A 24,509-nucleotide genomic window follows, 5' to 3' on the forward strand; every position below is an offset into this window, starting at 1 on the left:
CCGAAGACCCTCAGTTTCATGACGGGGCTCCCCTGCCGCACCATTTGGAGGGCGTACCGTGCACCGCCGGCACAACGGGCTGAAGACCGCCGTACTCCTCGGCGGGCTGTCGGCACTCATCATCGTCATCGGAAGCTTCTTCGGGCGTGGCGGCCTGATCGTCGCCGTGCTCGTCGCCCTCGGGACGAATGCGTACGCGTACTGGAACAGCGACAAGCTGGCTCTACGCGCGATGCGCGCCCGCCCCGTCAGCGAGTTCGAGGCCCCCGAGCTGTACCGCATGGTGCGCGAGCTCTCCACCTCCGCGCGCCAGCCCATGCCCCGGCTCTACATCTCCCCGACCGAGGCGCCCAATGCGTTCGCCACCGGCCGCAATCCGCGCAACGCCGCGGTGTGCTGCACCGAGGGCATCCTGCGCATCCTCGACGAGCGCGAGCTGCGCGGAGTCATCGGCCACGAGTTGAGCCACGTCTACAACCGCGACATCCTGATCTCATCGGTGGCGGGGGCCCTTGCCTCCGTGATCATGTTTCTGGTGAACTTCGCCTGGCTGATCCCGATCGGCCGGTCGAACGACGACGAGCGCCCCGGCTTCCTCGGCATGCTGCTGGTCATGATCCTGGGGCCGCTGGCCGCGTCCGTGATCCAGCTCGCGATCAGCCGCTCGCGCGAGTACGAGGCGGACGCCTCCGGAGCCCAGCTCACCGGGGACCCGCTGGCCCTGGCCAGCGCCCTGCGCAAGCTGGACGCGGGCACCAAGCAGCTACCGCTGCCGCCCGAGCCCCGACTGGAGACAGCGAGCCACATGATGATCGCCAACCCGTTCAGGCCGGGTGAGGGCCTCTCGAAGATGTTCTCCACCCACCCTCCGATGGCCGAGCGCATCGCCCGGCTCGAACAGATGGCAGGCCGCAGGCAGTGAAAACAATCCTGAACATCATCTGGCTCGTCCTGAGCGGCATCTGGCTGTTCCTGGCCTACTGCCTGGCGGGCGTGCTGCTCTGCATCACCATCATCGGCATCCCCTTCGGGATCGCCGCCTTCCGCATCGCGGTGTACGCCCTGTGGCCCTTCGGCTACACCACGGTCGAGCGGCGCGACGCGGGCGCGCCGTCCTGCGTCGGCAACGTGCTGTGGCTGATCCTCGCGGGCTGGTGGCTGGCCCTGGGCCACATCATCACCGGCCTCGCACTGTGCGTGACGATCATCGGCATCCCGTTCGGCATCGCCAACTTCAAGATGGTCCCGCTGTCGCTGCTCCCGCTCGGCCGCGAGATCGTCCCGACGGACGCGCCGTTCGCTTCGCGCTGAGCGCCCGTACGGCCGACGGCCGCAGGCCCCTGCACACCGTCCCGTCGAGGCCGGTCCGCCCTTCCGGTGGGCCGGCCTTCGGCGTGTGCGTGCGGCCGCTTCCCGTCCGGGCGGCCGCTCCTACTTCTCCCGGCCGAGCCTGTCCGCGGCCTCGGCGGCCGCGGCCATGGCGCCCGCGTCGGCCTTCTCGGAGTCGCCGTCGGCGCGGGAGTACCGGACCGAGACCACCACGTTGCTCCGGCGGAAGACGACCTCGACGCCCCCGTTGCTCCCGGCCATGTAGTGATAGCGGAGGAAGGCCTCGTCCCCGAAGTCCGTCAGATCCGTCGTCATCGGACCCGCCTTCCCCCCGGGCTCCGCCCTCGTGCGCAGGAAGCTGGTGTGCGCCTCGTCCAGCCGCAGGCGCGTCACCTGCACCTGCACGGCCGGCGGGCCGCCGCCGGAGGCCTTCGCCGGGGCCCACGTGCAGTACGCCATGGCCCGCTTCTCCTCCGGCTCCGGTTCCACCGGGACCAGCCGCCTGACCGTCTGCGTCGACACGAGCGCGCACGGGTCGGGATCCGAGGCGAAGTCGCCCTGCCCCGACTGCTTCCAAAGCTGCCAGGCGACGACGGCGACGAGCGCGAGGGCCAGCACACCTATGGCGGTGCGGGCGCGACGGGGCAGTGAGTGCATCGCCGCAGCGTAGTGCCGGACGGGTGGAAAGCCCAGGTCAGGGCGATTGTCAGTGGGGTCGGTCACTATGTGTGCATGAAGGAGAACGAGCAGTTGCCGAAGCAGGTCGCACCCCATGACCGTCATCGCACGCCGGACCACGAAGCGCCCCTGCCGGCGCCGCTGACGCGCTGGGCCGGCTTCAGACCCCGGGCGTGAACCGCCCGCGCACGGCGTAGGCGAGCGCGCCCGCGGCCAGTACCGCCGCGCCCGGGACCACCGAGGTGGCGGGTAGCGCGCAGGCCAGCACCGCACAGCCGGACAGCCCGACCGCTGCCACGGCCCGGTCCTTGACACCTGAATCGAGAGTCCACGCGGAGGCATTGGCGATCGCGTAGTAGACCAGCACCCCGAAGGAAGAGAAACCGATCGCGCCCCGCAGATCGGTGGTGGCCGCGAGCACCGCCACCACCGCGCCCACCGCCGGCTCCGCGTGGTGCGGAACCTGGCGCCGCGGGTGTACGGCCGCCAGCGTGCGGGGGAGATGGCCGTCGCGGGCCATCGCCAGGACCGTGCGCGACACCCCGAGCACCAGGGCGAGCAGCGAGCCCAGCGCTGCCAGGGCCGCCCCGACCCGCACCACGGGGGCCATTGCGGGCCGGCCGGCCGCCCGTACCGCGTCGGCCAGCGGGGCCGACGACTGCGCCAGGCCGTCGGCGCCGAGCACCGAGAGCGCCGCCACCGCGACCGCGGCGTACACGAGCAGGGCGATCCCGAGGGCGAGGGGCACCGCCCGCGGGATCGTGCGCTGCGGATCGCGCACCTCCTCGCCCAGGGTGGTGATCCGGGCGTAGCCCGCGAAGGCGAAGAACAGCAGCCCGGCCGCCTGCAGCAGCCCGCTGCCGCCGATCCCGTCCGCGCCGCCCAGGCGCCCGGCGTCCGCCGCGCCGCAGGACAGGCACGCCACCACGACCCCGGCCAGTACGGCCAGTACCGCCGCCACGATCACCCGGGCGATCCGGGCGGTCCTCTGGACACCGCCGTAACTTGCGGCGGTCAGCGCCACCACCGCCGCGACGGCCACGGCACGCTGCTGCCCGGGCCATGCGTACGCCCCGACGGTGAGTGCCATGGCCGCGCAAGAGGCGGTCTTGCCGATGACGAAGCCCCAGCCGGCCAAGTAGCCCCAGAAGGGGCCCAACCGCTCCCGCCCGTACACGTAGGTGCCGCCGGAGGAGGGGTACCGGGCGGCGAGCCGCGCCGAGGAGAGCGCGTTGCAGCAGGCCACCACGGCCGCCACGGCCAGGGCCGTGAGGAGCACACCGCCCGCGCTGCCCGCCGCATGGGCCGCCGGGGCGAGCGCGGCGAAGATCCCGGCCCCGACCATCGCGCCGAGCCCGACGACGACCGCATCGAACACCCCCAGCGTGCGCCTCAGCTCGTTGTCCACGGGCGGAGGGTAACTGCACTAGTGCTGTGGCCGGGAAGGTTTGCCGGGTCGCGGTGTCCGGTGCGGTGCATCGCAAGGCGGAGGACCGCGTCTCGTACTGGACGTACTTGCGCGGTCCGACAACGCGGCGAGGTGCCGTGCCGGGCGGCGCGCCCCGGTGAACCTTTCCGGTCACAGCACTAGACGGTTCCGGGGAGTACGACCACTTCGGACGGGGTGAACGCGACCGCGACCCGCTCCCCCACGGCCGGCGCACCGGCCAGCTCGCACTCGGCCTCCAGCGCCGGGCCCGCCTCCGGGCGCAGCAGCAGTGCGACGTGCGTGCCGCGGAAGGTGCGCGAGACCACCTCGCAGCCCAGGCCGGCCGCGGCGAGCACCACGCCCGTCGGCCGGATCAGGATCAGCCGCTCCCCCTGCGGCGACCCGGCCGGCACCGGGACCTTGCCCCAGGCCGTCGCGGCGGCCCCGCCCGACACCGTCGCCGGGACCACGTTCTCGAAGCCCAGGAACCGCGCCACGAACTCGGACGCCGGCCGCTGCCACACCTCCAGCGGGGTCCCCGCCTGGGCGATCCGCCCGTCCCGCATCACCACCACCCGGTCGGCCAGCGCGAACGCCTCCCCCTGGTCGTGCGTGACGGCCAGCACGGTGGTCCCCAGCCGGGAGAACAGCCCTTGGAGCTCCACGACCAGCCGCTCGCGCAGCCCCCGGTCCAGCTGTCCCAGCGGCTCGTCGAGCATCAGCAGCCGCGGTGAGGGGGCCAGCGCCCGCGCCAGCGCCACCCGCTGCTGCTCGCCCCCGGACAGCGAGGCCACCGCCCGGCCCTGGGCTCCGGGGAGCCCGACCAACTCCAGCAGCTCCGCGACCTGGGACTCGTACGCGCCCTTCGAGGAACCGCGCATCCGCAGGCCGAACGCGACGTTCCCGGCCACGTCCCGGTGCGGGAAGAGCTGGCCGTCCTGGAACATCAGGCCGACCCCGCGCCGGTGCACGGGCACGCCCGCCTGGTCCGCGCCGCCCAGCAGGACCCGGCCTTCGGCGACCGGCTGGAGCCCGGCGACGACCCGCAGCAGCGTCGACTTTCCGCTGCCGCTCGGCCCCAGCACGCAGACCGTCTCGTGCTCGTCGACCTCCAGGTCCACGGAGTCGACGACCGCGCGCTCGCCGAAGCGGACCGACACCCCTTCCAGTCGAAGCAGCGTCATCAGAACTCTCCCGAGGTCTTGTCGGGTCGCAGTCGCTCCAGCACCAGCAGGGACACCGCGCACACCAGCATCAGAATCGTGCTCAGGGCCATCGCCTGCCCGTAGTTCATCTCCCCCGCCCGCCCCAGCAGCCGCGCGACGGCCACCGGCAGCGTCGGGTGGTCCGGCCGGGCGATGAAGACGGTCGCCCCGAACTCGCCCAGCGACACCGCGAAGGCGAACCCGGCGGCGATCAGCAGCGCCCGCCGCACCAGCGGCAGGTCCACCTCCCGCCACGCCCGCAGCGGGGACGCGCCGAGCACGGCAGCCGCCTCCCGCAGCCGCCCGTCCACCGCGCGCAGCACCGGCAGCATGGTCCGTACGACGAACGGGACGCCCACCAGGGCCTGCGCCAGCGGCACCAGGATCCACGAGGTCCGCAGGTCCAGCGGCGGCTCGTCCAGGGTGATCAGGAACCCGAAGCCCACGGTCACCGCCGAGACCCCGAGCGGGAGCATCAGCAGCGCGTCGAAACCGCGCACGAACCGGCCGCCCCGCCGGGTCAGCGCCGCGGCCGCGAGTCCGCCGATCACCAGGGCGATGGCGGTGGCGGCCAGCGCGTATTGCAGGGAGTTCCAGATCGCCTCCATCGGCGGCACCAGGAAGGTTCCGCCGCCCGCGCCCACGTCCTGGAGCGCCCGGTAGAAGCCGAACCCGTACCCGCCGGGCGCGTCGAAGGATCGTTCCACCAGTACGCCCAGCGGCAGCACGATCAGCAGCGCCACCGTGAGCAGCACCGCGCCGAGCAGGCCGCGCTGCGCGAGCCCGCGGGGCCGGTGCGCGGTGCGCCCCGGGTCCACGAGCCGCAGGGCGGTCTCCCGCTTGCGCACGGTCCGGGCGTGCACGGCGAGGACGGCCCCGATGGCCGCGAACTGCACCATCGTCAGGACCGCGGCCGTCGGCAGGTCCAGGAGCTGCGCCGTCTGCCGGTAGACCTCCACCTCCAGGGTGGAGTACGAGGGGCCGCCCAGGATCTGCACGACGCCGAAGGAGGTGAAGGTGAACAGGAAGACCATCAGCGAGGCGGCCGCCACCGCCGGGGCCAGCGCGGGCAGCGTCACCCGTCGCCAGGCCGCGAACCGCCCGGCGCCCAGGACCCTGGCGGCCTCCTCCTGGCGCGGGTCGAGCTGCGCCCAGAGCCCGCCGACCGTCCGTACGACCACGGCGTAGTTGAAGAAGACGTGCGCGAGCAGGATCGCCCAGACCGTGGTGTCGAGCCGGATCCCCCACAGCTCGTCCAGCAGTCCGCCCCGCCCCACGAGGGCCAGGAAGGCGGTGCCGACCACCACGGTCGGCAGCACGAACGGCACGGTCACCACGGCCCGCAGCAGCTGCTTGCCGGGGAACTCGAAGCGCGCGAAGACGTACGCGCCGGGGAGTGCGATCAGGAGCGTGAGCGCGGTCGACGCGAGCGCCTGCCAGGTGGTGAACCAGAGCACGTCGGCGATGTCCGGCCGGGCCAGCACCTCGCCGACCCGGCCGAACTGCCAGCCCGTGTCCGTCTTCAGCCCGCGGCCGACGATCGCGGCCACGGGGTAGGCGAAGAACAGTCCGAAGAAGACGAGCGGCACGGCCATCAGGCTCAGCCTGACGGCCGTGGACCGCGCGCTCTCCTTCGGAGCACTGCTCACCGGTACTACTTCACGACGAGCGCGGACCATGTCTTGACCCACTGCTCACGGTTCTTCGCGATGGTGTCCGGGGCGACCGTCTGCGGCTGCTCGATCACGACACCGTGCTTGGTGAACAGCTCGGGCAGCTTGGCGTCCTTGACGACCGGGTTCACGAACATCTGGAGGGGCATGTCCTCCTGGAACTTCTTGCCGATCAGGAAGTCCAGCAGGGCCTTGCCGCCCTCCTCGTTCTTCGCGCCCTTGAGCAGGCCGGCGAACTCGACCTGGCGGAAGCAGGTGCCGGTGGCCACGCCCGTGGGGGCCTCGGCCGGCTGCGGCTCGCCGTAGAGCACCTCGACCGGCGGGCTGGAGGCGTACGAGACGACCAGCGGGCGGTCGCCCTTGGCCTTCTTGCCGCCCGCGGAACCGGAGAAGCGCTCGTTGTAGGCCTGCTCCCAGCCGTCGACGACCTCCACGCCATTGGCCTTGAGCTTGCTCCAGTAGTCCTTCCAGCCTTCGTCGCCGTACTTGCCGACGGAGGCGAGGAGGAAGCCGAGGCCGGGCGAGGAGGTCGCGGCGTTCTCGGTGACCAGCAGGTTCTTGTACTCCGGCTTGATCAGGTCGTCCAGCGTCTGCGGCGGGGCGATCTTCTTGTCGGCGAAGTACGCCTTGTCGTAGTTGACGCAGATGTCGCCGGAGTCGACCGGGGTGACCCGGTGCTCCTTGTCGAGCACGTACTCCGGCTTGACCTCGCCCAGGCCCTTGGCCTCGTACGGCGTGAAGATGCCGTTGTCGAGGGCGCGCGAGAGGAGGGTGTTGTCGACCCCGAAGAAGACGTCGCCGCGCGGGGAGCCCTTGGTGAGGATCTCCTGGTTCAGCGCGGCGCCCGCGTCCCCGGACTTCAGCACCTTGACGGTGTAGCCGCTCTGCTGCTCGAACTCCTTGAGGAGCGACTCGGTCACGTTGAAGGAGTCGTGGGAGACGAGGGTGACGGTCTTGGACTTCGGGGCCTCGCCGGCGCCGCCGGCGGACTTGTCCCCGGCATCGCCGCAGGCGCTGAGCGTGGTGACGCCCAGCGCGGTCGCGAGCAGGGCGCCCGCGATCTTCTTGGTGGTGCTCACTGGTGATTCCTCCTGGATGACCAGGAGAAGACGCGGCCCTGCCCGGCGCTCTGGGAGCGGCCGCCGGGCAGGGCGCAACAGCTTGAGTGATGACCGAACTTCCTACCCCGAATGACCGGGGCGAGGTTCAGAGGGTCTGCGGATGACGGTTACCGCACTCTCAGCGCTGTGGCGCTCCCCTGTCGGAATATGAAATTGGTTCGGCCACAGGGTACCTCGTGGCCGAATACGAGCATTCTTGACCGGAATCCCGGAATCTATCGCTCGGAGGCGGCGAGCTGTCCGCACGCGCCGTCGATCTCCTGGCCACGGGTGTCCCGTACGGTCACCGGCACGCCGTGGCGGGCGATGGCCTCCACGAAGGCCTTCTCGTCCTCGGGGCGCGAGGCGGTCCACTTCGAGCCCGGGGTCGGGTTCAGCGGGATGAGGTTGACGTGTACGCGCTTGCCCTTGAGGAGCTTGCCGAGCAGGTCGCCCCGCCAGGCCTGGTCGTTGATGTCGCGGATCAGGGCGTACTCGATGGAGATCCGGCGGCCGGACTTCTCCGCGTACTCCCAGGCCGCGCCGAGCACCTCGCGGACGTTCCAGCGGGTGTTCACGGGGACCAGCGTGTCGCGCAGCTCGTCGTCCGGCGCGTGCAGCGAGACGGCGAGGCGGCACTTGAAGCCCTCGTCGGCGAACCGCAGCATGGCCGGGACCAGACCGACGGTGGAGACGGTGATCCCGCGCTGGGACAGGCCCAGGCCGTCGGGCTCGGGGTCGGTGAGGCGGCGGATGGCGCCGACGACGCGGTTGTAGTTGGCGAGCGGCTCGCCCATGCCCATGAAGACGATGTTCGACAGCCGGGCCGGTCCGCCGGGGACCTCGCCGTCGCGCAGGGCGCGCATGCCGTCGACGATCTGGTGCACGATCTCGGCCGTGGAGAGGTTGCGGTCGAGGCCGGCCTGGCCGGTGGCGCAGAACGGGCAGTTCATGCCGCAGCCGGCCTGCGAGGAGATGCACATGGTGACCCGGTCGGGGTAGCGCATCAGCACGGACTCGACGAGCGTGCCGTCGTGCAGCTTCCACAGGGTCTTGCGGGTGGTGTCCTCGTCGCACGAGATGTGCCGCAGGACGGACATCAGGTCCGGCAGCAGCTCCTGCTGGAGCTTCTCGCGGGAGCCCGCCGGGATGTCGGTCCACTGCGCCGGGTCGTGCGCGTACCGGGAGAAGTAGTGCTGAGAGAGCTGCTTGGCCCGGAACGGCTTCTCACCGATCGCGGCGACCGCCTCGCGGCGCTCCTCGGGAGTGAGGTCGGCGAGGTGCCGGGGCGGCTTCTTGGCTCCGCGCGGTGCGACGAAGGTGAGCTCTCCCGGAACGGGGCGGGCCATGGCAGGTACTCCTTGTAAGACGAAAGGCGCGCCGCAGAAGCAGCGCGCCTTTCAAGAGTAACCGCCCGGCCTGTACGGGCGCCTTCCCGCAGGTCAGCCGGTGCCGACGAACGCCGCCAGCAGCAGCCACACCACCGGTGCGGTCGGCAGGAGCGAGTCGAGGCGGTCCATGATGCCGCCGTGGCCCGGCAGCAGCGTGCCCATGTCCTTGATGCCCAGGTCCCGCTTGATCATCGACTCGCCGAGGTCACCCAGCGTGGCGCTGACCGCGACGGCGAGGCCCAGCAGCAGGCCCTGCCACCAGGCACCTCCGTCGATCATGAACTCCATGCACAGCGCGCCCGCGACCATGGCGAAGGCCACCGCTCCGAACAGGCCCTCGCGGGTCTTGCCGGGGCTGATGCGCGGGGCGAGCTTGGTCTTGCCGAAGCGCCAGCCCACCGCGTACGCCCCGGTATCGCTGACCACGGTCAGGACCAGGAAGGTGACCACCCGCTGCGGACCGTCGTCGGCGGTGAGCAGCATCGCGACGAACGTGGCCAGGAAGGGCACGTAGAACGCCGCGAAGACGCCCGCCGTGACGTCCTTGAGGTAGTCCTCGGGCGGCTCGGTCATCCGCCAGACCAGCACCGCCAGCGCGGTCAGGGCCATGGCCACCCAGGCGCCCTCGGGCCCCCGGACGTATCCGGCGATGACCATCGCCGCGCCGCCGACCGCGAGCGGGACCAGCGGCGCCTTGATGCCCTTTTTCTCCTGGAGCCGTGAGGTCAGCTCCCACAGGCCCACGACGACCGCGACGACGATGACGCCGACGAAGACCGCCTTGACGACGAACAGCGAGGCGAAGATCACCGCGCCGAGGCCGACGCCGACCCCTATGGCGGCACGCAGATCCCGCCCGGCACGCTTCTTCGGCGGCGGGGGCGAGGCGTCCTGCGGTGCCTGCGAAGGCGGAGGCGGGGGGCTGGGCATGGGCTCCTGCGGCGGCATCTCGGCGCGGAACGGGGGGCCGCCGTCAGCGGCGGCCCCCCGATCGCGTGCTTCCCGGTCGTCGAAGTCACGGCCGGCGGCATCGGGCACGATGGGCATGGGCCGAGTCTGCGGGCCCACCAGCGCATCGTATGCGGGACCCGCCGCGACCGGCTCCGCGGCCCAGGGAGAGTCGTTCATCAGACCTCGAGGAGCTCGGCTTCCTTGTGCTTGAGCAGCTCGTCCACCTGCGCGACGTACCTCGCGGTGGTGTCGTCGAGCTCCTTCTCGGCGCGGCGCACCTCGTCCTCGCCGGCCTCCTTGTCCTTGACGAGCTTGTCGAGGGTGTCCTTGGCCTTGCGGCGGACGGCGCGGATCGAGACCTTGGAGTCCTCGGCCTTGGTGCGCGCGACCTTGACGTACTCCTTGCGGCGCTCCTGCGTCAGCTCGGGGAAGGTCACCCGGATGATGCTGCCGTCGTTGCTGGGGTTGACGCCCAGGTCGGAGTCGCGGATGGCCTGCTCGATGTTGCGCAGCGCGCTCTTGTCGAACGGGGTCACGATGGCCATGCGCGGCTCGGGCACCGAGAACGATGCGAGCTGGTTGATGGGCGTGATGGCGCCGTAGTACTCCGCCACGATCTTGTTGAACATCGCCGGGTGCGCACGGCCGGTGCGAATCGCGGCGAAGTCTTCCTTGGCGACGACGACGGCCTTTTCCATCTTCTCCTCGGCCTCGAGGAGGATCTCTTCGGTCACCACGTGCTCCTGCATGTCAGATACGGATGGTTCGGGCGGGCGGGACGGGCTCGGCCCGGCAGGGCGCGGCCCGGCAGCGGTGGGCTCAGGCCCGGGTGCCCTGGTCGCTCACGAGCGTGCCGATCTTCTCACCCTTGACGGCGCGGGCGATGTTGCCCTCGGCGAGCAGTTCGAAGACCAGGATCGGCAGCCTGTTGTCGCGGCACAGGGTGATGGCGGTGGCGTCGGCGACCTTGAGGTCACGGGAGAGCACCTCGCCGTACTCCAGCGCGTCGAACTTCACCGCTTCCGGGTTCTTCTTCGGGTCGGAGTCGTAGACCCCGTCGACGCCGTTCTTGCCCATGAGCAGGGCCTCGGCGTCGATCTCCAGGGCGCGCTGGGCGGCCGTGGTGTCGGTGGAGAAGTAGGGCATGCCCATGCCCGCGCCGAAGATCACGACGCGGCCCTTCTCCAGGTGGCGCACGGCACGCAGCGGGATGTACGGCTCCGCGACCTGGCCCATGGTGATGGCCGTCTGGACGCGCGAGTCGATGCCCTCCTTCTCCAGGAAGTCCTGGAGAGCGAGGCAGTTCATGACGGTGCCGAGCATGCCCATGTAGTCGGACCGGGCCCGGTCCATGCCGCGCTGCTGGAGTTCGGCGCCGCGGAAGAAGTTGCCGCCGCCGATCACGATGGCGATCTCCGCGCCGTCGCGGACCACCGCGGCGATCTCACGCGCGATGGCGTGGACGACGTCGGGATCGACACCGAGTCCTCCGCCGCCGGAGAAGGCCTCGCCCGACAGCTTCAGCATGAAGCGGCGGCCCTTCTTGTCCTGGTCGCTCTTGTCGTCGGATGCGGTGTGGGGGTCCACGCCCTGATTCATGGAGATCTCCTCGTGCACATACGAAGAAGGCCATTGCCGGTGGGTCCTTGCGGTTCCCTCTACGGCAATGGCCTCCTCGTCAGATCTGCGGTCGCCCTGCGCGAGCGCGGACGACTGCCTCAGACCCTACCGGGGTCCGGTGTCCGTCGCGTACGGACGGACTCAGATGCCGACCTTGATGCGGCTGAAGCGCTTCAGGGTGACACCGGCCTCGTCCAGAACCTTCTGGACGGACTTCTTGTTGTCCAGCGCGTACGGCTGGCCAAGCAGGGTGGCGTCCTTGAAGAAGCCGTTGATGCGACCCTCGACGATCTTCGGCAGGGCAGCCTCGGGCTTGCCCTCCGCGCGGGTGACCTCTTCGGCGATGCGACGCTCGGACTCGACCTTCTCGGCCGGAACGTCTTCCTTGGAGAGCCACTGCGGGGCGAACGCGGCGATGTGCTGCGCGACGCCGCGGGCGACCTCGGCGTTCTCCTTGTCGAGCTCGACCAGGACGCCGATCTGGAACGGCAGGTCGGGCATCGTGCGGTGCATGTACGACGAGACGTAACCGCCGGTGAACTGCGTGAAGCGGTCCAGGACGATCTTCTCGCCGAGGTTGGCGTTGGCCTCGTCCACGAACGCCTGGACGGTCTTGCCGGCCTCGATCTCGGACGCGAGGAGCGTCTCGATGTCGGCGGGGGAGGTCGCGGCGACGTGGGCGGCGAGCTGGTTGGCGACGGCCAGGAACTTCTCGCCCTTGGCGACGAAGTCCGTCTCGCACTTCAGCTCGACGAGGACACCGGAGGTGTTGTCGTCGGAGATGAGGGAGACGACGGCACCGTTCTCGGCAGAACGGCCCTCGCGCTTGGCGACGCCCTTCTGACCCTTGATACGGAGCGCTTCCATGGCCTTGTCGACGTCACCGTCGGAGTCCACGAGCGCGTTCTTGCAGTCCATCATGCCGGCGCCGGTGAGCTCGCGGAGCTTCTTGACGTCAGCGGCGGTGTAGTTCGCCATGAGTCTGGGATTCTCTCTCGAAGTCGTAGATCTACGGGTGAACGGCGGAGGCGCCGCGCCCAAGGCGCGGCTCCCCCGCCGTCATCGTCCGTGCTGCGAGTGCCCGGCGCGTGAACGCCGGGCTCTCTCAGTGGGTCAGGCCTGCTCGGCGTCGGCGGCCGGGGCCTCGACAACCTCGGCAGCGGCCGGAGCCTCGGCCTCGACCTCGGCCTCGGCGGCGGCCGGAGCCTCAGCCTCGACCTCGGCAGCGGCCTCGGCCGGGGCGGCCTCGGCGTCGTCAGCCTTCTTGTCGCCCTCGAGCAGGTCGCGCTCCCACTCGGCGAGCGGCTCGGCGGCGGCCTTCTCGCCCGGCTTCGAGTCGCCGGTCGCAGCGCCGGAGCGGGCGATGAGGCCCTCGGCGACGGCGTCGGCGATCACGCGGGTGAGCAGGGTGACGGAGCGGATCGCGTCGTCGTTGCCCGGGATCTTGTAGTCGACCTCGTCGGGGTCGCAGTTGGTGTCGAGGATCGCGACGACCGGGATGTGGAGCTTGCGCGCCTCACCGACGGCGATGTGCTCCTTCTTGGTGTCGACGATCCAGACGGCGCTGGGGACCTTCGACATCTCGCGGATACCACCGAGGGTCTTCTCCAGCTTGATCTTCTCGCGGGAGAGGACCAGGAGCTCCTTCTTGGTGAGACCCGAGGCGGCGACGTCCTCGAAGTCGATCGCCTCAAGCTCCTTCAGACGCTGAAGGCGCTTGTAGACGGTGGAGAAGTTGGTGAGCATGCCACCCAGCCAGCGCTGGTTGACGTACGGCATACCAACGCGCGTCGCCTGCTCGGCGATGGCCTCCTGGGCCTGCTTCTTGGTACCGACGAACATGATGGAACCGCCGTGGGCGACGGTCTCCTTCACGAACTCGTAGGCGCGGTCGATGTACGACAGCGACTGGAGCAGGTCGATGATGTAGATGCCGTTGCGCTCCGTAAAGATGAAGCGCTTCATCTTCGGGTTCCAACGGCGGGTCTGGTGACCGAAGTGGACGCCGCTTTCCAGCAGCTCCCGCATCGTTACGACGGCCATGGCCATCTCCTTGGTTTCTCGGTTTGGTTCCTGACGCCCCGCCGCGCCCTGCCCCGCTGAGGGACCGAGAGACGCTGTCACCAGGCCTTTTCGGGCTGGTGCTGGGGCGTGCGAAGTCGACCCGGTGACCCGGATCGCCACAAGAAGTGTACGGGACCCGGTGGCATGCCGGGTGACGCCGTTGTCCACACCCGCCGGACTGTCCACAGGCCCCGGCGCCGGCCGGGCCCGGGCGGGACCCTGGGCGGTATGACGACACTGCTGCTCAGCCTGTTCCTGACCCTGCTCCAGGCCGTCGCGCCCGGGGTCCGCCCGCTGCCCCCGCCCCTGTCGGTGGCCCGCTGGTGGGATCCGCCGCCGGGTCCGTACGCGGCCGGGCACCGCGGGGTGGACCTGTCCGCGCCGGTGGGCGCGGAGCTGCGCGCGGTCGCCGCGGGCCGCGTCCACTACGCGGGCCGGGTCGCGGGCCGCGGGGTGCTCTCGCTCACTCTCCCGAACGGCCTGCGCACGACGTACGAGCCGGTCCGCCCGCTGGTCGCGGAGGGCGAGCAGGTCGCGGCGGGCCAGGTGGTGGCGGTCCTGACGGCGGGCTCCCACTGCCCGGCCCCCTGCCTCCACTGGGGCCTCCTCGCGGGCGAGACCTACCTCAACCCGCTGGCCCTCGCCCCCCGCCCGACCCCACGCCTGCTGCCGGTCCCCGGCCCACTCTGAGACCGCCCGACCACCCGCCCAGCCGCCGGACGATCCAGCTCCGCCAGCACTTTCAGCCCCGCCGGCGTTTGAGGCGCGGGGTCCGGGGCGGAGCCGGAGCCCCGGGGGCCTCAGCCCCGGACGCCCCGCAGCGCCATGCTGACGGCGGCCTCCGTGACCACGACAGGATCCTCGGCCGCCCCGAGCTCGATCCGCCGAACGGCGGCGTCGACCACGCCCTGGAGCAGCATCGCGGCCAGCTTCGGCTCGGCCTGCCCCAGGGAACTCAAGGCCTCGACGATCATCGCGACGAGCCCGCCGTGGGCCGCACGGATCTTCTCGCGCGCCCCGGCGTCCAGCTCGCTGGCGGAGATCGCCACCACCGCCCGGTGCCGCCGGTCCCCCACCAGCCCCAGCTGACTGCGCACGTACGCCTCGATCTTCGCCTCCGGCGACCCCGCCCCGGACATCGCCGCCTCGATCTCGGCCGCCCACACGGGAAAGTCCACCGCGCACAGCTCTTCGACGACGGCGGCGCGGGACCGGAAGTACTCGTACACGGAGGACCGGGCGAGCCCGGTCCGCTCCGCGAGGGCGGGGAAGGTCAGCGCTTCCGTCCCGCCTTCGGACAGCAGGGAACGCGCGGCGTCCAACAGGGCGCCGCGCTGCATCGACCGGTGCTCGGCCACGGAGGCCGCTCGAATCCTGGGCACGCGTCCACTCTACGGAGGTGCCGCAAGGTCAATGGGCGTCAGCGCCCGACATCTGCCAGCTTCGCCCGCAGTTGCAGCACGGACTTGGTGTGGATCTGGCTGACGCGGCTCTCGGTGACACCCAGCACGTTGCCGATCTCGGCCAGGGTGAGGCCCTCGTAGTAGTAGAGGGTCACCACCGTCTTCTCCCGCTCGGGCAGGGTGTTGATCGCCCGGGCCAGCAGCCGGCGCAGCTCGCGGTCCTCAGCCACCGCCACCGGGTTGTCCGCGGCGGTGTCCTCCAGGGTGTCCATCAGCGAGAGGCGGTCGCCGCCCTCCCCGCCTGCGTGCAGCAGCTCCTCCAGGGCGACGACGTTGGCCAGCGACAACTGACTGAAGACCGTGTGGAGTTCCTCCACGCCGATCCCCATCTCGCCGGCGACCTCGCTCTCGGTCGGGGTGCGGCGCAGCTGGGCCTCCAGCGTGGCGTAGGCCCGCTCCACGGCCCGTGCCTTCTGCCGGACCGAGCGCGGGATCCAGTCCAGCGCCCGCAGCTCGTCGATCATCGCGCCCCGGATGCGGGTGATCGCGTACGTCTCGAACTTGATGGACCGCTCGATGTCGAACTTCTCGATCGCGTCGATCAGCCCGAATACCCCGGAGGAGACGAAATCGGCCTGCTCGACATTGGGCGGCAGACCGACGCTGACCCGGCCCGCCACGTACTTCACCAGCGGCGAGTAGTGCAGGATCAGCTGCTCCCGCAGCCGCTCGTCACCCGAGTCCTTGTACGAGCGCCACAGCACCTCCAGGGACGAGGGCGCGGTGGACCGCACGCTGCCGCGGGCAGCGGGGGGCACCGCAGCGCGGTCAGACCCTGAGGTGTGCTGGGGCATGCTTCGCCTTTGCCGGAGCCGGATTCGTTGGGAGCGTAGCGTGACGGAAGTGTCGCGGTGCGCGAAGAGTACGGGATCGCGCAGGGCTGCATGGGCGCCCCGACTCGCGCGGGCGACCCGGGACCGGCGCCTGGCGCACGGTCCCGGCGGGTGTCACCGGGAAGGCCGTGTCTCTCATCGGCGTCACTCTTTCACCGGAACGCCCCAGGTCAATGACCGCCTCGCCGGGCGCCACCGGTTTGTATGCCTCCTCCAGGTGATTGTCGGGTCAACTGCCAGCCGTCGCCCAGCCGTTCGACGAACCCCAGAGAGTGAAGTTCGTACAGTCTGCCGATGACTTCATCGGTGCCGCTGCCCGCGGCGAGGGCCACCTCCTCCAGGTTCGCCAGCCGGCCGGCCGGAAGTGCTTCCAGCACCCGGGCGGTGTCCCGGTCCAGGAGGTCGCGGGCGAGGACCGGGCCGCGGCGCGCCGGTGCCAGCTCGCCGATGGTGCCGACCAGCTCGATGACCTCGGCGGCGTCGGTGACGAGCGCCGCCTCGCCGCGCAACAGCTCGTGCACCCCGGCGGAGAGCCCGCTGGTGGCGGGTCCCGGGACGCCCATGGTCAGCCGCCCGAGCTCCCGGGCCCGGCGGGCGGTGACCAGGGATCCGCTGCGGTGGGCCGCCTCCACCACGACCGTGCCCCGGGTGAGGGCGGCGATGACGCGGTTGCGCAGGACGAACCGGCTGGGCGTGGGGTGGCTGCCGGGCGGCAGTTCCCCGATGACCAGCCCCTGCGCGGCGATCCTGGCGAGCAGCCCGGAGTGTCCGCGGGGGTACGCCACGTCCACCCCGCAGGCCAGCACCGCGGCCGTGGCTCCGCCGGAGGCGATGGCCCCGCGGTGGGCGGCGGCATCGATCCCGTACGCCGCGCCGGAGACGACCACCCAGCCCCGCTCGGTGAGCCCGGCGGCCAGGGTCTGGGCCATGTGCGCCCCGTACGGGGTGCAGGCGCGGGCCCCGACCAGGGCGACGGAGCGCAGCGCCCAGGTCCGCAGGTCCGGGCGGCCCCGCAGCCACAGCCCGACGGGCCGGGCGTCGCCGAGGTCGTCCAACTGGGTCGGCCACTGCGCCGACCCCGGGCACACGAACCGGCAGCCCACCTCGGCGGCGGTCTCGAGGTCGCGCCGCGGGTCGGCCAGGGCAGCCCGCCTGCGGTACCCGGCGAGCCGGTCCGCCCCGACCCCGTCCAGCACCCCCGCCCCCGCCTCCTCCTCGCTCCCGTCGAGCAGCCGTATCAGCCCGACGGCCCCGTGCTCACGAAGCCACCGCCCCCCGATCTCCTCGCCGGGCTCCAGCACCCGCGTCAACGCCACCCGCGCGAGCACCTCCGGCGTCATGACCGCTCCCCCGTCATGAGCGGGACCCCCCGTGCGATCCCCGTACGCAGTTCGAGGGCCACGGCGACGTCGAGCGGGTCGGGGCGGTCCCGTCCCGCGAGGTCCGCCACGGTCCAGGCGACCCGCAGCACCCGGTCGAGGCCGCGGGCGGTGAGCAGCCCTCGCTCCAGGTCCCGCTCGGCCTGGGCGAGCGCTCCGGGGGCGGGCTGCCAGCGCGTGCGCAGCTCGCGTCCGGGAACCTCGCTGTTGATCCTCCACGGGGTGTCGGCCAGACGGTGGGCCGCGCGCGAGCGCGCCTCCCTGACCCGTTCGGCGACGGTGGCGCTGTCCTCGCCCCGCCCCTGTTCGGTCAGCAGATCGGACCTGCTGACCGGCTCCACCTCGATGCGCAGGTCCACCCGGTCCAGCAGCGGACCGGACAGCCGGGCCTGGTAGCGCCTGATGGAAGAGGGGGCGCAGTCGCAGCCCGCGCCGTGCAGGGTGTGCCGCCCGCAGGGGCACGGATTGGCCGCCAGCACCATCAGGAAGCGGGCGGGCAGACGCACCACCCCGGCCGCGCGGGCCACCACGATCTGCCCCGATTCGAGGGGTTGGCGCAGCGCGTCCAGCACTTGAGGACGGAACTCCGGTGCTTCGTCGAGGAACAGCACTCCTTTGTGTGCCAGCGAGACCGCGCCGGGTCTCGGCAATCCGCTGCCGCCGCCGACCAGGGCCTGCATCGTCGCCGAATGGTGGGGCGCGCAGTACGGCGCGGTCGTCACGAGGGGCTCGCCCGGCGGCAGGATTCCGGCGACCGAGTGGACGGCCGTGACCTCCAGCGACTCCTGCCGGGTGAGCGGGGGCATGATTCCCGGCAGCCGCTCGGCCAGGAGTGTCTTTCCCGCTCCGGGCGGACCGCTCAGGAAGAGGTGGTGCCCCCCGGCCGCGGCCACTTCCAGGGCCCGCCGGGCGGAGCGCTGCCCCGCCACGTCCGCGAGGTCCAGCCCCTCCGCGCCCCCGGCGCAATGCGCGATGCCCAGGCCCGCGCCCGGGAGGGTCAGGCCCGCCAGCATCGGGTCGGGGCGGCCGGGGCGGTCCGGGGGGTCTTCGTCCGGGACCACGCCGTCGGTCAGGACCGCGATGAGCTGGCGCAGGCTGCGCACGCCCAGCACCGAGACGTCCGGGACGAGGGCGGCCTCGGCGGCGCACTGCTGGGGCACCACCACCTGCCGGTAGCCCGCCTCGGCGGCGGCGAGGACCGCCGGGAGGATCCCCCGGACCGGTCGCACCCGGCCGTCCAGGCCCAGCTCCCCGATGAGTACGAGATCGGTGATGGCCCCGGGGTCGACCACCTCGGCTGCGCCCAGCACCGCCGCGGCCACGGCCAGGTCGAAACCGGCGCCTGATTTCGGCACCGAGGCCGGGCTGAGCCCGACGGTGAGCTTCTTCTGCGGCCAGGCGGCGCCCGAGTTGGTCAGTTCCCTGATGATTGGACGTGTTCAAGCGTCAGGGGAGGCATGGGTTGAGCGAGTGGCGTGTGGTGTGGGTGCCGGATCCGGGGCAGTGGGGGACGCTGCCGACGGAGGCCGTCTTCGGGGTACAGAACCTGCCGGAGGCTGTTGCCCGGATTGGGCTGCGGCCGGGCGATCCGGTGTTCTTGGCCCCGGATTGCAGGGTGGACCGGGATTTGTTGGATTACGTTCGGTCCGCTGAATTCCAGATGCTGGAAAGGGAATCGAAGCGGAATTATGCGACGGACACGCGGTCGCTTCTGACTTTCCTGTCCTCTCGTGGGGTGCCGTGGCGGGAAGCGGCGAGACGGGATCTGAGGGACTACCGGCACTGGCGATGCCAGGCTCCGGAGAATCCGCGCCGGATCAGCGGAACGAAGTGGGACCGGGAGGCAGCTGCGTTCACCAAGCTGTACAAGTGGGGGAACATCCACCCGCTGCCGGTGGACGTCTCGCGGCGGGAGGACCGAGCTGCGGACTCGGTCAGCTCAAGGGTGTCGTGGCTGACGCCGCGAACCTGGGGCTTGTGGTCGGACGTCGGGCTGCGTGGCCACACCCGTGCCGGGGTGGCGGCACCCGGGTGGGAATCACGGACTGAGCTGCGCAACACCAGCTTCGTGCAGCTGCTGCTCAGCTCGGGTCTTCGCCGGCAGGAGGGCGGGGCGATGCTTACCTTCGAGCTGCCCACCCAGCGCCTTCGCTACGGCCGTTACTTGCACGGCCGCGTCGCGGGTGCATTGACCAGGGCGAAGCGGACCCGGACGTTCTATGCAACGGCAGATGCGGTCGGTCAGGTCGAGAGCTACGTCGAGTCGGAGAGGGCGTGGGCTGTCCAGCGCGCCCAGGCCGAGGGCCGCTACGAGCGTCTGCCCGTGATGCGGCTGGTCACGAAGGTGACGCACGGACTCAAGCCGAAGGTCGAGTGGGTGGATGCCGACGGCGTCGTCGGTGAACAGGAGCTGAGCCGCCTGGACTGGCGTGAGCGGCAGTGGCTGTTCCTGGAAGGCCCGGACGGTCCGGAGCCAGCATGGTTGTGGCTGACCGAGCAGGGCATGCCGATGGACCCGGACCGATGGAACGGCGTGTTCAGGAACGCGAACCTGCGCTGCGAGGAAGTCCTGCTCAGGCCCGAGGAACGCTCGATCAAGCGGGAGTTCCGGCTGGCGGACGTGCGGGGCAAGAGTCCGTACGTCACACCGCACTCGTGCCGGCACTCGATGGCGCTCTACATGCTGATCCTGCTGAACGAGCTGTTCGAGAAGCGCTACGGGCTCACGAGGAAGGACCGGCGGGACTTCGCGCTGCTGTTCGGCGATCCGTGGTGGCTGGTGAAGACTCTGCTCGGGCATGCGGACGTGGAGACGACGAAGCGGCACTACCTCGCGCCCGTCGCCCACCTGCAGCTGGAGTCGATCCTCGCCGCCGTGGAGGCCACCGATGAGAGCGAGGACGTCGAGGACCTGGACGGGATCTTCGCACGGCTTGCCCGGGACTCGGAGGGCATCCAGGATATCGACACGCTCCTCGAGGCGGCTTCGTGACCGGCCGGGGACATCGGGCTGTTCTGCCTCCGCCCGATCACCGCACCGAGCCGCCGCTTGCTTCGGACGGGCTCGTGGTGACCGTGGTCAACAAAGCGGGCCATAGCAAGGGGTTCGACTTCGCCGGTCTTCCCGTCGCCGAGCCGATGCAGCGGTCCCTGGCCGCCGTCTTCGCCGAGCAGTCCCGCAGTTGGACCAGCCACGGCAGCGCGGACAGTTCCTGGGGCAAGGTGGTGCTGTTCGCACGCTTCCTTTCAGAGCTGGAGAAGGTGCCGCAGGACCTGGAGGACCTGACGGCCGCCATGCTCAAGCGCTGGCGAGCCCAGCACATCGTCTCCAACACCGGCAGGACCACCTTGCAGTCGGTCCGCTCTCTTCTGCGGAGGGACCCGCGGATGGGCACCGGCCCGGTCGCCGAGGAGCTCGCCCGCCGCATCCCCCAGGCCAGGCCCAGTAAGCAGTCCTATGACGAGGCGGAGCGAGAGCGGGTGCTGCGGGCGGCCCAGCGGCAGTTCCGGGCCGCGTTGATGCGCATTCGGGAGAACACCGAGCTGCTGGAGCGCTGGCGGGCCGGGGAACTGTCCGCGGGCAGCCGCGAATGGCGCATCGGCCAGGTCCTCGAGCACATCGCACACACCGGCGATGTCCCCCGCGCTCTCGCGCCCAGCGGCCAGTACTACGTGAGGAACCGCAGGCTGCTGGGCGGCCTGGGTGCTGAGCGCACATGGGGTCTTCTGTTCCTCACGCGCGGGGATCTGACGGCACTGGCGGTGCTGCTGACCGACCGGTTCGGGTGGAACCTGTCCGCCTACGACCGCATGCCGACGCCCACGACGATGCCGTCGGCCGGCGAGTCCAGGACGGTGACCTACCAGGTTCAGGTCGAAAAACGCCGGGCCGGCCGAGGGCGCTGGTTCTCCACGGAGAACATCACCGACTCAGGAGCCGATTCTCCCGGGCGGCTGATCACCCAGGCACTGGAGGCGACCGCGCACGGCCGCCGGCTCGCCGCCCGTCTGGCACCGGGGGTCGACCTGCTGATGACCGCGCGCACGGTTCAGCCCGGGAACGAACTCCATGAGCTCGACCGGCCCCGCCCGGTCGGCCCCCTCGTCTTCGGCGTGTCTTCCGGTGACGCGAGGCACTGGGCGAAAGGCCACCAGTTGGGCGGTTCGCCTTTCCAGCGGACCCGCAGGACGACGGTGACCCGTGAGGGCCGCCCGTTGCAGCACACGCGGGGCACCCACGAGAGCGTCTACGTCCTGCCCGACAAGCATGTCCAGCGCGCTTCGCACGGAGTGTTCGAGGACGGGGCCTTGGATGCGCTGGAACAAGCACGTAGCACCGTTTTCATCGGCCACCTCAGCCAGGTCCCGATACCGGAACACCAGGAGACGGCGACAGCTGATTGCGAGGACGAGACGTCCAGCCCCTGGCCGGCCTCGGACGGGGGATGCGCGGCGGACTACCTGCTCTGTCTGGCCTGCCGCAACGCTCACGTTCACCCCGGGCACCACCCGCGGCTGGCCCACCTCCACCAGCGGCTGCAGAGCCTGCGTTCCGCTCTTCCCGATCATGTCTGGAACGAACACTGGCGCGATCACCTGCTGCGGCTGGAGGACCTGCGCGACAAGGTCGGCCCCGCCGCCTGGAGGGCCGCGCTGGCCCGGGTCGAGGAGACCGACCGAGTGCTGATCGATCTTCTGCTGGAAGGAAGTGTCGCCCCGTGATGACCGCCCTCGCCGTCGAGGACGACCCGTATTCGCTGCCCATGCCCACCGCGGAGAGCCCTGTCGTGCTTCCGCGATGGATCCGGCCCGGCAATCGGCGCCCCAACTCCCGATACCAGGACATCATCTGGTCACTGGGCCCGCTGATCGACAACCCCGGCAAGGCCATCGCCTCGATCTCCTGGAAGGCATGTCCCACGGAGCTGCGTGATCAGGTGAAGCAGCTCACCTGGACCATGATCAACGGAGAGTTGCGCGCCACCTACCTACAAACCCGCGGGGCCAGGGCCCGGTCCCGGCATGCCGCCGGCTCCCTGCAGGAGACATGCCGCGAATGGATACGGCTCGCCCGATGGCTCCATAAGCAGGGCGTCACGGATCTCTCCGCCTGCACCGACCGCGAGTGGCGTGCTTACGCCTCCCAGCGCTGGGCACGCATCTCCGACCGGCGCCATGCCGAGAAGATCCTCAGCCGGTTGACGGGCCTTTGGGCATTCGACCAGCTCACCGCCCGCCCCTTGGGTGTCACCCGTCCGCCTTGGGACACCGAAGGCGTCGACGACTTCCTTCCTGCGTCCCACGCCGCCGCCGACGGCGTGGAGAACACGACCGAGCCGCTCGATCCGCAGGTCATTGGGCCGCTGCTGATGTGGGCCATCCGGGTGGTCGAGGACTTCGCCGGCGACATCCTGGCCGCCTGGGCCGAGAACCGCCGCCTTACCGCTCTGGCCGGCGCCAACGGGGCCAGTCCCGAGGGCCGGACCGCGCTGAAGGGATACCTACTTCCCCTCGTCGACAGCGGAGCCCCGCTGCCGAGCACCGAGCTCCAAGGCACCCACCGGCTGGCCCGCACGTTCCTTGCTGCCACCACCGGCGCCAGCATCGGCCAGGTCGACCGGCTCAGCAATGACTTCGAACTCACCGCGCTGGCCGCACAGCGGCCAGGCCCCTGCCCGATGCAGGTGCCGGTCACCGGGCGGATCGGCCAGAAGCCCTGGCGCGACCACCTGGACTTCAACGAGGCCGCCACGCTGATGAGACAGCTCGGCACGGCCGCTGTGATCATCTGTCTTTACCTGACAGGCATGCGTCCTCAGGAGGTCCAGGGTCTGCAGTCCGGTTGCTGCCCCGATCCTGAACTCGCTGCCGACGGCACCCCCGGCCGGCACCTCATTCGCGGTCACCACTACAAGAACGTCACCGACGACGACGGCAACCACATCTCCGCCGGGGAGGAGCGGGAAGTCCCATGGGTGGCCATCACGCCCGTCGTTCACGCCATCCGCGTCCTGGAGCGCATGGTTCCCGCCGGCGGACTCCTCCTCAGCGCCGCCCACCACGACTTCGCCGGCCAGCGCCGCTTCCACGGCGCCTTGAAGCACAGCGGCCTGAACAGGCGCATCGAGGACTTCATCGCGTGGGCCAACCGCGAAGCCCACGCCCATGGACTGCCCGAGCAGGCTATCCCCAGGGACCCGCACGGCGCGGTCGGCATGTCGCGCTTCAGACGAACCCTGGCCTGGCACATCGCCCGCCGCCCCGGTGGGCTGGTCGCCCTCGCCATTCATTACGGACACATGCGCACGGTCCTGGACGCCCGCACCTCAAGCGGCTATGGCACGCGCAGCCGCCGCGGCATCCACGGCGTCCTCGACGTCGAAACCGCGCTTGCTGCCGCCGACACCGCGGCCCGGCTGCGTGACCGCATCGCAGCCGGCGAGAAGATATCCGGCCCCGCCTCCCGACGGGCCGTCACCGCCGCGGCAACCACTCCGCACTTCGAGGGCCGCATCGTCCCCCACACGTTCGCGAAGAAGGCAGCGGCCTTCCTGGCCCGTGATGGCGTCGTGCTCTACGACAATCCGGACTCGTTCCTGATCTGCGTGTTCAAGCGCGACAACGCCCTCTGCGATCCAGATCCGGATGCGACGGCGCCACGGCAATACGCTTGCCAGCAGGGCTGCGGCAACGCCGTCCGCACTGATACCTATGCACGGCAGTTGCGGCATAAGGCTGACGAAGTCGACCGCAAGGCCGTCGTCCTCCCGGAGAAGCTTGCCAAACGGATGCGGCGCAATGCAGACAACTTCCGCAAGATGGCCGACACCCACGACGCCACCGCGCAGACCGTCGAGGCCCTGACATGAACCAGCAGAACCAGGAAGAACGCACCCTCATCCGTGAGGCGATGGACCGGCTTCTGGCCGGGCAGGCCACCGCCTCCAACGGCAGTCTCACCGTCGTTGCGCTCGCCGCTGAGGCCGGCGTCCACCGCATGGCCCTCATGAAGCGGCACTCGGATCTGAAGAACGAGTTCTACGAGCGCGTCCGCAGCGAAACCCAGCAGATCCCGGAACCTGAGAAGCGGCTGCGGGAAACCGTGGCCAAGCTCAAGAAGACCATCACCAACCAGAACACCGAGCTCGAAGAGCTCCGCCAGTTGGTGACCCGCCTGACTCTTGCCAATGCCGTTCTCACCACCCAGGGGAAGGAAGCGTCACCGGAAGCCGTCCCTGCCCCGGCCCCCGACAACGTGGTCCCCTTGCGCCCACCCGCCCGCTGAGAACCCCGGAGCGGACGACCGTTCCATCCGCAGGAACCCGCTCGCGCTGATGCTGGCACTGCTCGAACAAACGGCTGAGCACAGATATCCGTACGCGGCGGTGCACGAC

Annotated in this window: 23 protein-coding genes and 1 riboswitch; of the genes, 8 read left to right on the forward strand and 15 right to left on the reverse strand. The window is 70.8% G+C overall.

Annotation, left to right across the window (positions count from 1 at the left end):
• Positions 1-58: 58 nt before the first annotated feature.
• A complete protein-coding gene (gene htpX / locus ACFWBF_RS00595) occupies positions 59-922 on the forward strand; it encodes a zinc metalloprotease HtpX (protein WP_385592893.1) in 864 nt (287 codons plus the stop codon).
• Positions 919-1,311, forward strand: coding sequence for a YccF domain-containing protein (locus ACFWBF_RS00600; protein ID WP_385592896.1), 393 nt, complete (start codon positions 919-921; stop codon positions 1,309-1,311). The genes htpX and ACFWBF_RS00600 overlap by 4 nt, the downstream gene beginning before the upstream one ends.
• A gap of 120 nt (positions 1,312-1,431) precedes the next feature.
• Here ACFWBF_RS00600 and ACFWBF_RS00605 read toward each other — a convergent pair whose 3' ends face one another.
• Positions 1,432-1,986: a hypothetical protein gene (locus ACFWBF_RS00605; RefSeq protein WP_385592899.1), complete on the reverse strand. Its 555-nt coding sequence runs from the start codon at positions 1,984-1,986 to the stop codon at positions 1,432-1,434.
• 75 nt (positions 1,987-2,061) lie between these two features.
• Between ACFWBF_RS00605 and ACFWBF_RS00610 the strand changes: the two genes are divergently transcribed.
• Positions 2,062-2,184 carry a hypothetical protein gene (locus ACFWBF_RS00610; RefSeq protein WP_385592901.1) on the forward strand — a complete coding sequence of 41 codons (123 nt, stop codon included), beginning with the start codon at positions 2,062-2,064 and terminating at the stop codon, positions 2,182-2,184.
• Here ACFWBF_RS00610 and ACFWBF_RS00615 read toward each other — a convergent pair.
• The 10 genes from ACFWBF_RS00615 to rpsB form a co-directional block, all read right to left on the reverse strand.
• Entirely contained in the window at positions 2,168-3,415 is a 1,248-nt protein-coding gene (locus tag ACFWBF_RS00615) for an APC family permease (protein ID WP_385592904.1), read from the reverse strand. The two genes, ACFWBF_RS00610 and ACFWBF_RS00615, sit on opposite strands and share 17 nt — an antisense overlap.
• A gap of 179 nt (positions 3,416-3,594) precedes the next feature.
• Positions 3,595-4,620 carry an ABC transporter ATP-binding protein gene (locus ACFWBF_RS00620; RefSeq protein ID WP_385592907.1) on the reverse strand — a complete coding sequence of 342 codons (1,026 nt, stop codon included), beginning with the start codon at positions 4,618-4,620 and terminating at the stop codon, positions 3,595-3,597.
• A complete protein-coding gene (locus ACFWBF_RS00625) occupies positions 4,620-6,236 on the reverse strand; it encodes an ABC transporter permease (protein ID WP_385593217.1) in 1,617 nt (538 codons plus the stop codon). The genes ACFWBF_RS00620 and ACFWBF_RS00625 overlap by 1 nt, the downstream gene beginning before the upstream one ends.
• Before the next feature lie 59 nt (positions 6,237-6,295).
• Positions 6,296-7,393, reverse strand: coding sequence for a thiamine ABC transporter substrate binding subunit (locus tag ACFWBF_RS00630; RefSeq protein ID WP_385592910.1), 1,098 nt, complete (start codon positions 7,391-7,393; stop codon positions 6,296-6,298).
• Positions 7,394-7,474: 81 nt separating this feature from the next.
• Positions 7,475-7,584: riboswitch (TPP riboswitch) on the reverse strand.
• 66 nt (positions 7,585-7,650) lie between these two features.
• Entirely contained in the window at positions 7,651-8,763 is a 1,113-nt protein-coding gene (gene rlmN, locus ACFWBF_RS00635; RefSeq protein WP_385592914.1) for a 23S rRNA (adenine(2503)-C(2))-methyltransferase RlmN, read from the reverse strand.
• A 93-nt stretch (positions 8,764-8,856) separates the two neighbouring features.
• On the reverse strand, positions 8,857-9,933 hold the full coding sequence (locus ACFWBF_RS00640) for a phosphatidate cytidylyltransferase (RefSeq protein WP_385592917.1): 1,077 nt from the start codon (positions 9,931-9,933) through the stop codon (positions 8,857-8,859).
• The gene (gene frr, locus ACFWBF_RS00645) at positions 9,933-10,490 is read right to left on the reverse strand and encodes a ribosome recycling factor (RefSeq protein WP_385592920.1); all 558 of its coding nucleotides are present in this window, start codon (positions 10,488-10,490) and stop codon (positions 9,933-9,935) included. Before frr ends, ACFWBF_RS00640 begins: the two co-directional genes overlap by 1 nt.
• 85 nt (positions 10,491-10,575) lie before the next feature.
• Positions 10,576-11,355: a UMP kinase gene (gene pyrH, locus ACFWBF_RS00650; protein WP_385592923.1), complete on the reverse strand. Its 780-nt coding sequence runs from the start codon at positions 11,353-11,355 to the stop codon at positions 10,576-10,578.
• Positions 11,356-11,517: 162 nt separating this feature from the next.
• Positions 11,518-12,354 carry a translation elongation factor Ts gene (gene tsf, locus ACFWBF_RS00655; RefSeq protein ID WP_385592925.1) on the reverse strand — a complete coding sequence of 279 codons (837 nt, stop codon included), beginning with the start codon at positions 12,352-12,354 and terminating at the stop codon, positions 11,518-11,520.
• A 135-nt stretch (positions 12,355-12,489) separates the two neighbouring features.
• Positions 12,490-13,419, reverse strand: a complete 930-nt coding sequence (rpsB, locus tag ACFWBF_RS00660; protein ID WP_385592927.1) for a 30S ribosomal protein S2 — start codon at positions 13,417-13,419, stop codon at positions 12,490-12,492.
• A gap of 249 nt (positions 13,420-13,668) precedes the next feature.
• Between rpsB and ACFWBF_RS00665 the strand changes: the two genes are divergently transcribed.
• A complete protein-coding gene (locus ACFWBF_RS00665) occupies positions 13,669-14,130 on the forward strand; it encodes a M23 family metallopeptidase (RefSeq protein ID WP_385592930.1) in 462 nt (153 codons plus the stop codon).
• 110 nt (positions 14,131-14,240) lie between these two features.
• Here the strand turns inward: ACFWBF_RS00665 and ACFWBF_RS00670 are convergent, their stop codons facing one another.
• The 4 genes from ACFWBF_RS00670 to ACFWBF_RS00685 form a co-directional block, all read right to left on the reverse strand.
• Entirely contained in the window at positions 14,241-14,798 is a 558-nt protein-coding gene (locus tag ACFWBF_RS00670; protein ID WP_385593220.1) for a TetR/AcrR family transcriptional regulator, read from the reverse strand.
• Between the two features lie 62 nt (positions 14,799-14,860).
• Positions 14,861-15,697, reverse strand: coding sequence for an RNA polymerase sigma factor WhiG (whiG, locus tag ACFWBF_RS00675; protein ID WP_385592932.1), 837 nt, complete (start codon positions 15,695-15,697; stop codon positions 14,861-14,863).
• Positions 15,698-15,906: 209 nt separating this feature from the next.
• Entirely contained in the window at positions 15,907-17,076 is a 1,170-nt protein-coding gene (gene dprA / locus ACFWBF_RS00680) for a DNA-processing protein DprA (RefSeq protein ID WP_385592934.1), read from the reverse strand.
• Positions 17,073-18,545 (reverse strand): YifB family Mg chelatase-like AAA ATPase, encoded by a 1,473-nt coding sequence (locus ACFWBF_RS00685; RefSeq protein ID WP_385593223.1) that lies wholly within the window; start codon positions 18,543-18,545, stop codon positions 17,073-17,075. Before ACFWBF_RS00685 ends, dprA begins: the two co-directional genes overlap by 4 nt.
• A 32-nt stretch (positions 18,546-18,577) precedes the next feature.
• Here ACFWBF_RS00685 and ACFWBF_RS00690 point away from each other — a divergent pair, with 32 nt between their 5' ends.
• The 4 genes from ACFWBF_RS00690 (at position 18,578) to ACFWBF_RS00705 (ending at position 24,400) form a co-directional block, all read left to right on the forward strand.
• The gene (locus tag ACFWBF_RS00690) at positions 18,578-20,107 is read left to right on the forward strand and encodes an integrase (RefSeq protein WP_385592938.1); all 1,530 of its coding nucleotides are present in this window, start codon (positions 18,578-18,580) and stop codon (positions 20,105-20,107) included.
• 74 nt (positions 20,108-20,181) lie between these two features.
• Positions 20,182-21,837: a hypothetical protein gene (locus ACFWBF_RS00695; RefSeq protein WP_385592941.1), complete on the forward strand. Its 1,656-nt coding sequence runs from the start codon at positions 20,182-20,184 to the stop codon at positions 21,835-21,837.
• On the forward strand, positions 21,837-23,984 hold the full coding sequence (locus tag ACFWBF_RS00700; protein WP_385593226.1) for an integrase: 2,148 nt from the start codon (positions 21,837-21,839) through the stop codon (positions 23,982-23,984). Before ACFWBF_RS00695 ends, ACFWBF_RS00700 begins: the two co-directional genes overlap by 1 nt.
• Positions 23,981-24,400 (forward strand): hypothetical protein, encoded by a 420-nt coding sequence (locus ACFWBF_RS00705; RefSeq protein ID WP_385592944.1) that lies wholly within the window; start codon positions 23,981-23,983, stop codon positions 24,398-24,400. The genes ACFWBF_RS00700 and ACFWBF_RS00705 overlap by 4 nt, the downstream gene beginning before the upstream one ends.
• The last annotated feature ends 109 nt before the right edge of the window (positions 24,401-24,509 follow it).

Source organism: Streptomyces sp. NPDC060028 (genome assembly GCF_042736725.1).
Taxonomy (GTDB): Bacteria; Actinomycetota; Actinomycetes; order Streptomycetales; family Streptomycetaceae; genus Streptomyces.

Excerpts from the sequence above, each read along its gene's own strand:
- ACFWBF_RS00605 (WP_385592899.1), bottom strand. The coding sequence starts at position 1,986 with ATGCACTCACTGCCCCGTCGCGCCCGCACCGCCATAGGTGTGCTGGCC.
- ACFWBF_RS00610 (WP_385592901.1), top strand. The coding sequence starts at position 2,062 with ATGAAGGAGAACGAGCAGTTGCCGAAGCAGGTCGCACCCCATGACCGT.
- ACFWBF_RS00620 (WP_385592907.1), bottom strand. The coding sequence starts at position 4,620 with ATGACGCTGCTTCGACTGGAAGGGGTGTCGGTCCGCTTCGGCGAGCGC.
- ACFWBF_RS00625 (WP_385593217.1), bottom strand. The coding sequence starts at position 6,236 with ATGGCCGTGCCGCTCGTCTTCTTCGGACTGTTCTTCGCCTACCCCGTG.
- rlmN (WP_385592914.1), bottom strand. The coding sequence starts at position 8,763 with ATGGCCCGCCCCGTTCCGGGAGAGCTCACCTTCGTCGCACCGCGCGGA.
- ACFWBF_RS00640 (WP_385592917.1), bottom strand. The coding sequence starts at position 9,933 with ATGAACGACTCTCCCTGGGCCGCGGAGCCGGTCGCGGCGGGTCCCGCA.
- pyrH (WP_385592923.1), bottom strand. The coding sequence starts at position 11,355 with ATGAATCAGGGCGTGGACCCCCACACCGCATCCGACGACAAGAGCGAC.
- tsf (WP_385592925.1), bottom strand. The coding sequence starts at position 12,354 with ATGGCGAACTACACCGCCGCTGACGTCAAGAAGCTCCGCGAGCTCACC.
- rpsB (WP_385592927.1), bottom strand. The coding sequence starts at position 13,419 with ATGGCCGTCGTAACGATGCGGGAGCTGCTGGAAAGCGGCGTCCACTTC.
- ACFWBF_RS00665 (WP_385592930.1), top strand. The coding sequence starts at position 13,669 with ATGACGACACTGCTGCTCAGCCTGTTCCTGACCCTGCTCCAGGCCGTC.
- whiG (WP_385592932.1), bottom strand. The coding sequence starts at position 15,697 with ATGCCCCAGCACACCTCAGGGTCTGACCGCGCTGCGGTGCCCCCCGCT.
- dprA (WP_385592934.1), bottom strand. The coding sequence starts at position 17,076 with ATGACGCCGGAGGTGCTCGCGCGGGTGGCGTTGACGCGGGTGCTGGAG.
- ACFWBF_RS00700 (WP_385593226.1), top strand. The coding sequence starts at position 21,837 with ATGACCGCCCTCGCCGTCGAGGACGACCCGTATTCGCTGCCCATGCCC.
- ACFWBF_RS00705 (WP_385592944.1), top strand. The coding sequence starts at position 23,981 with ATGAACCAGCAGAACCAGGAAGAACGCACCCTCATCCGTGAGGCGATG.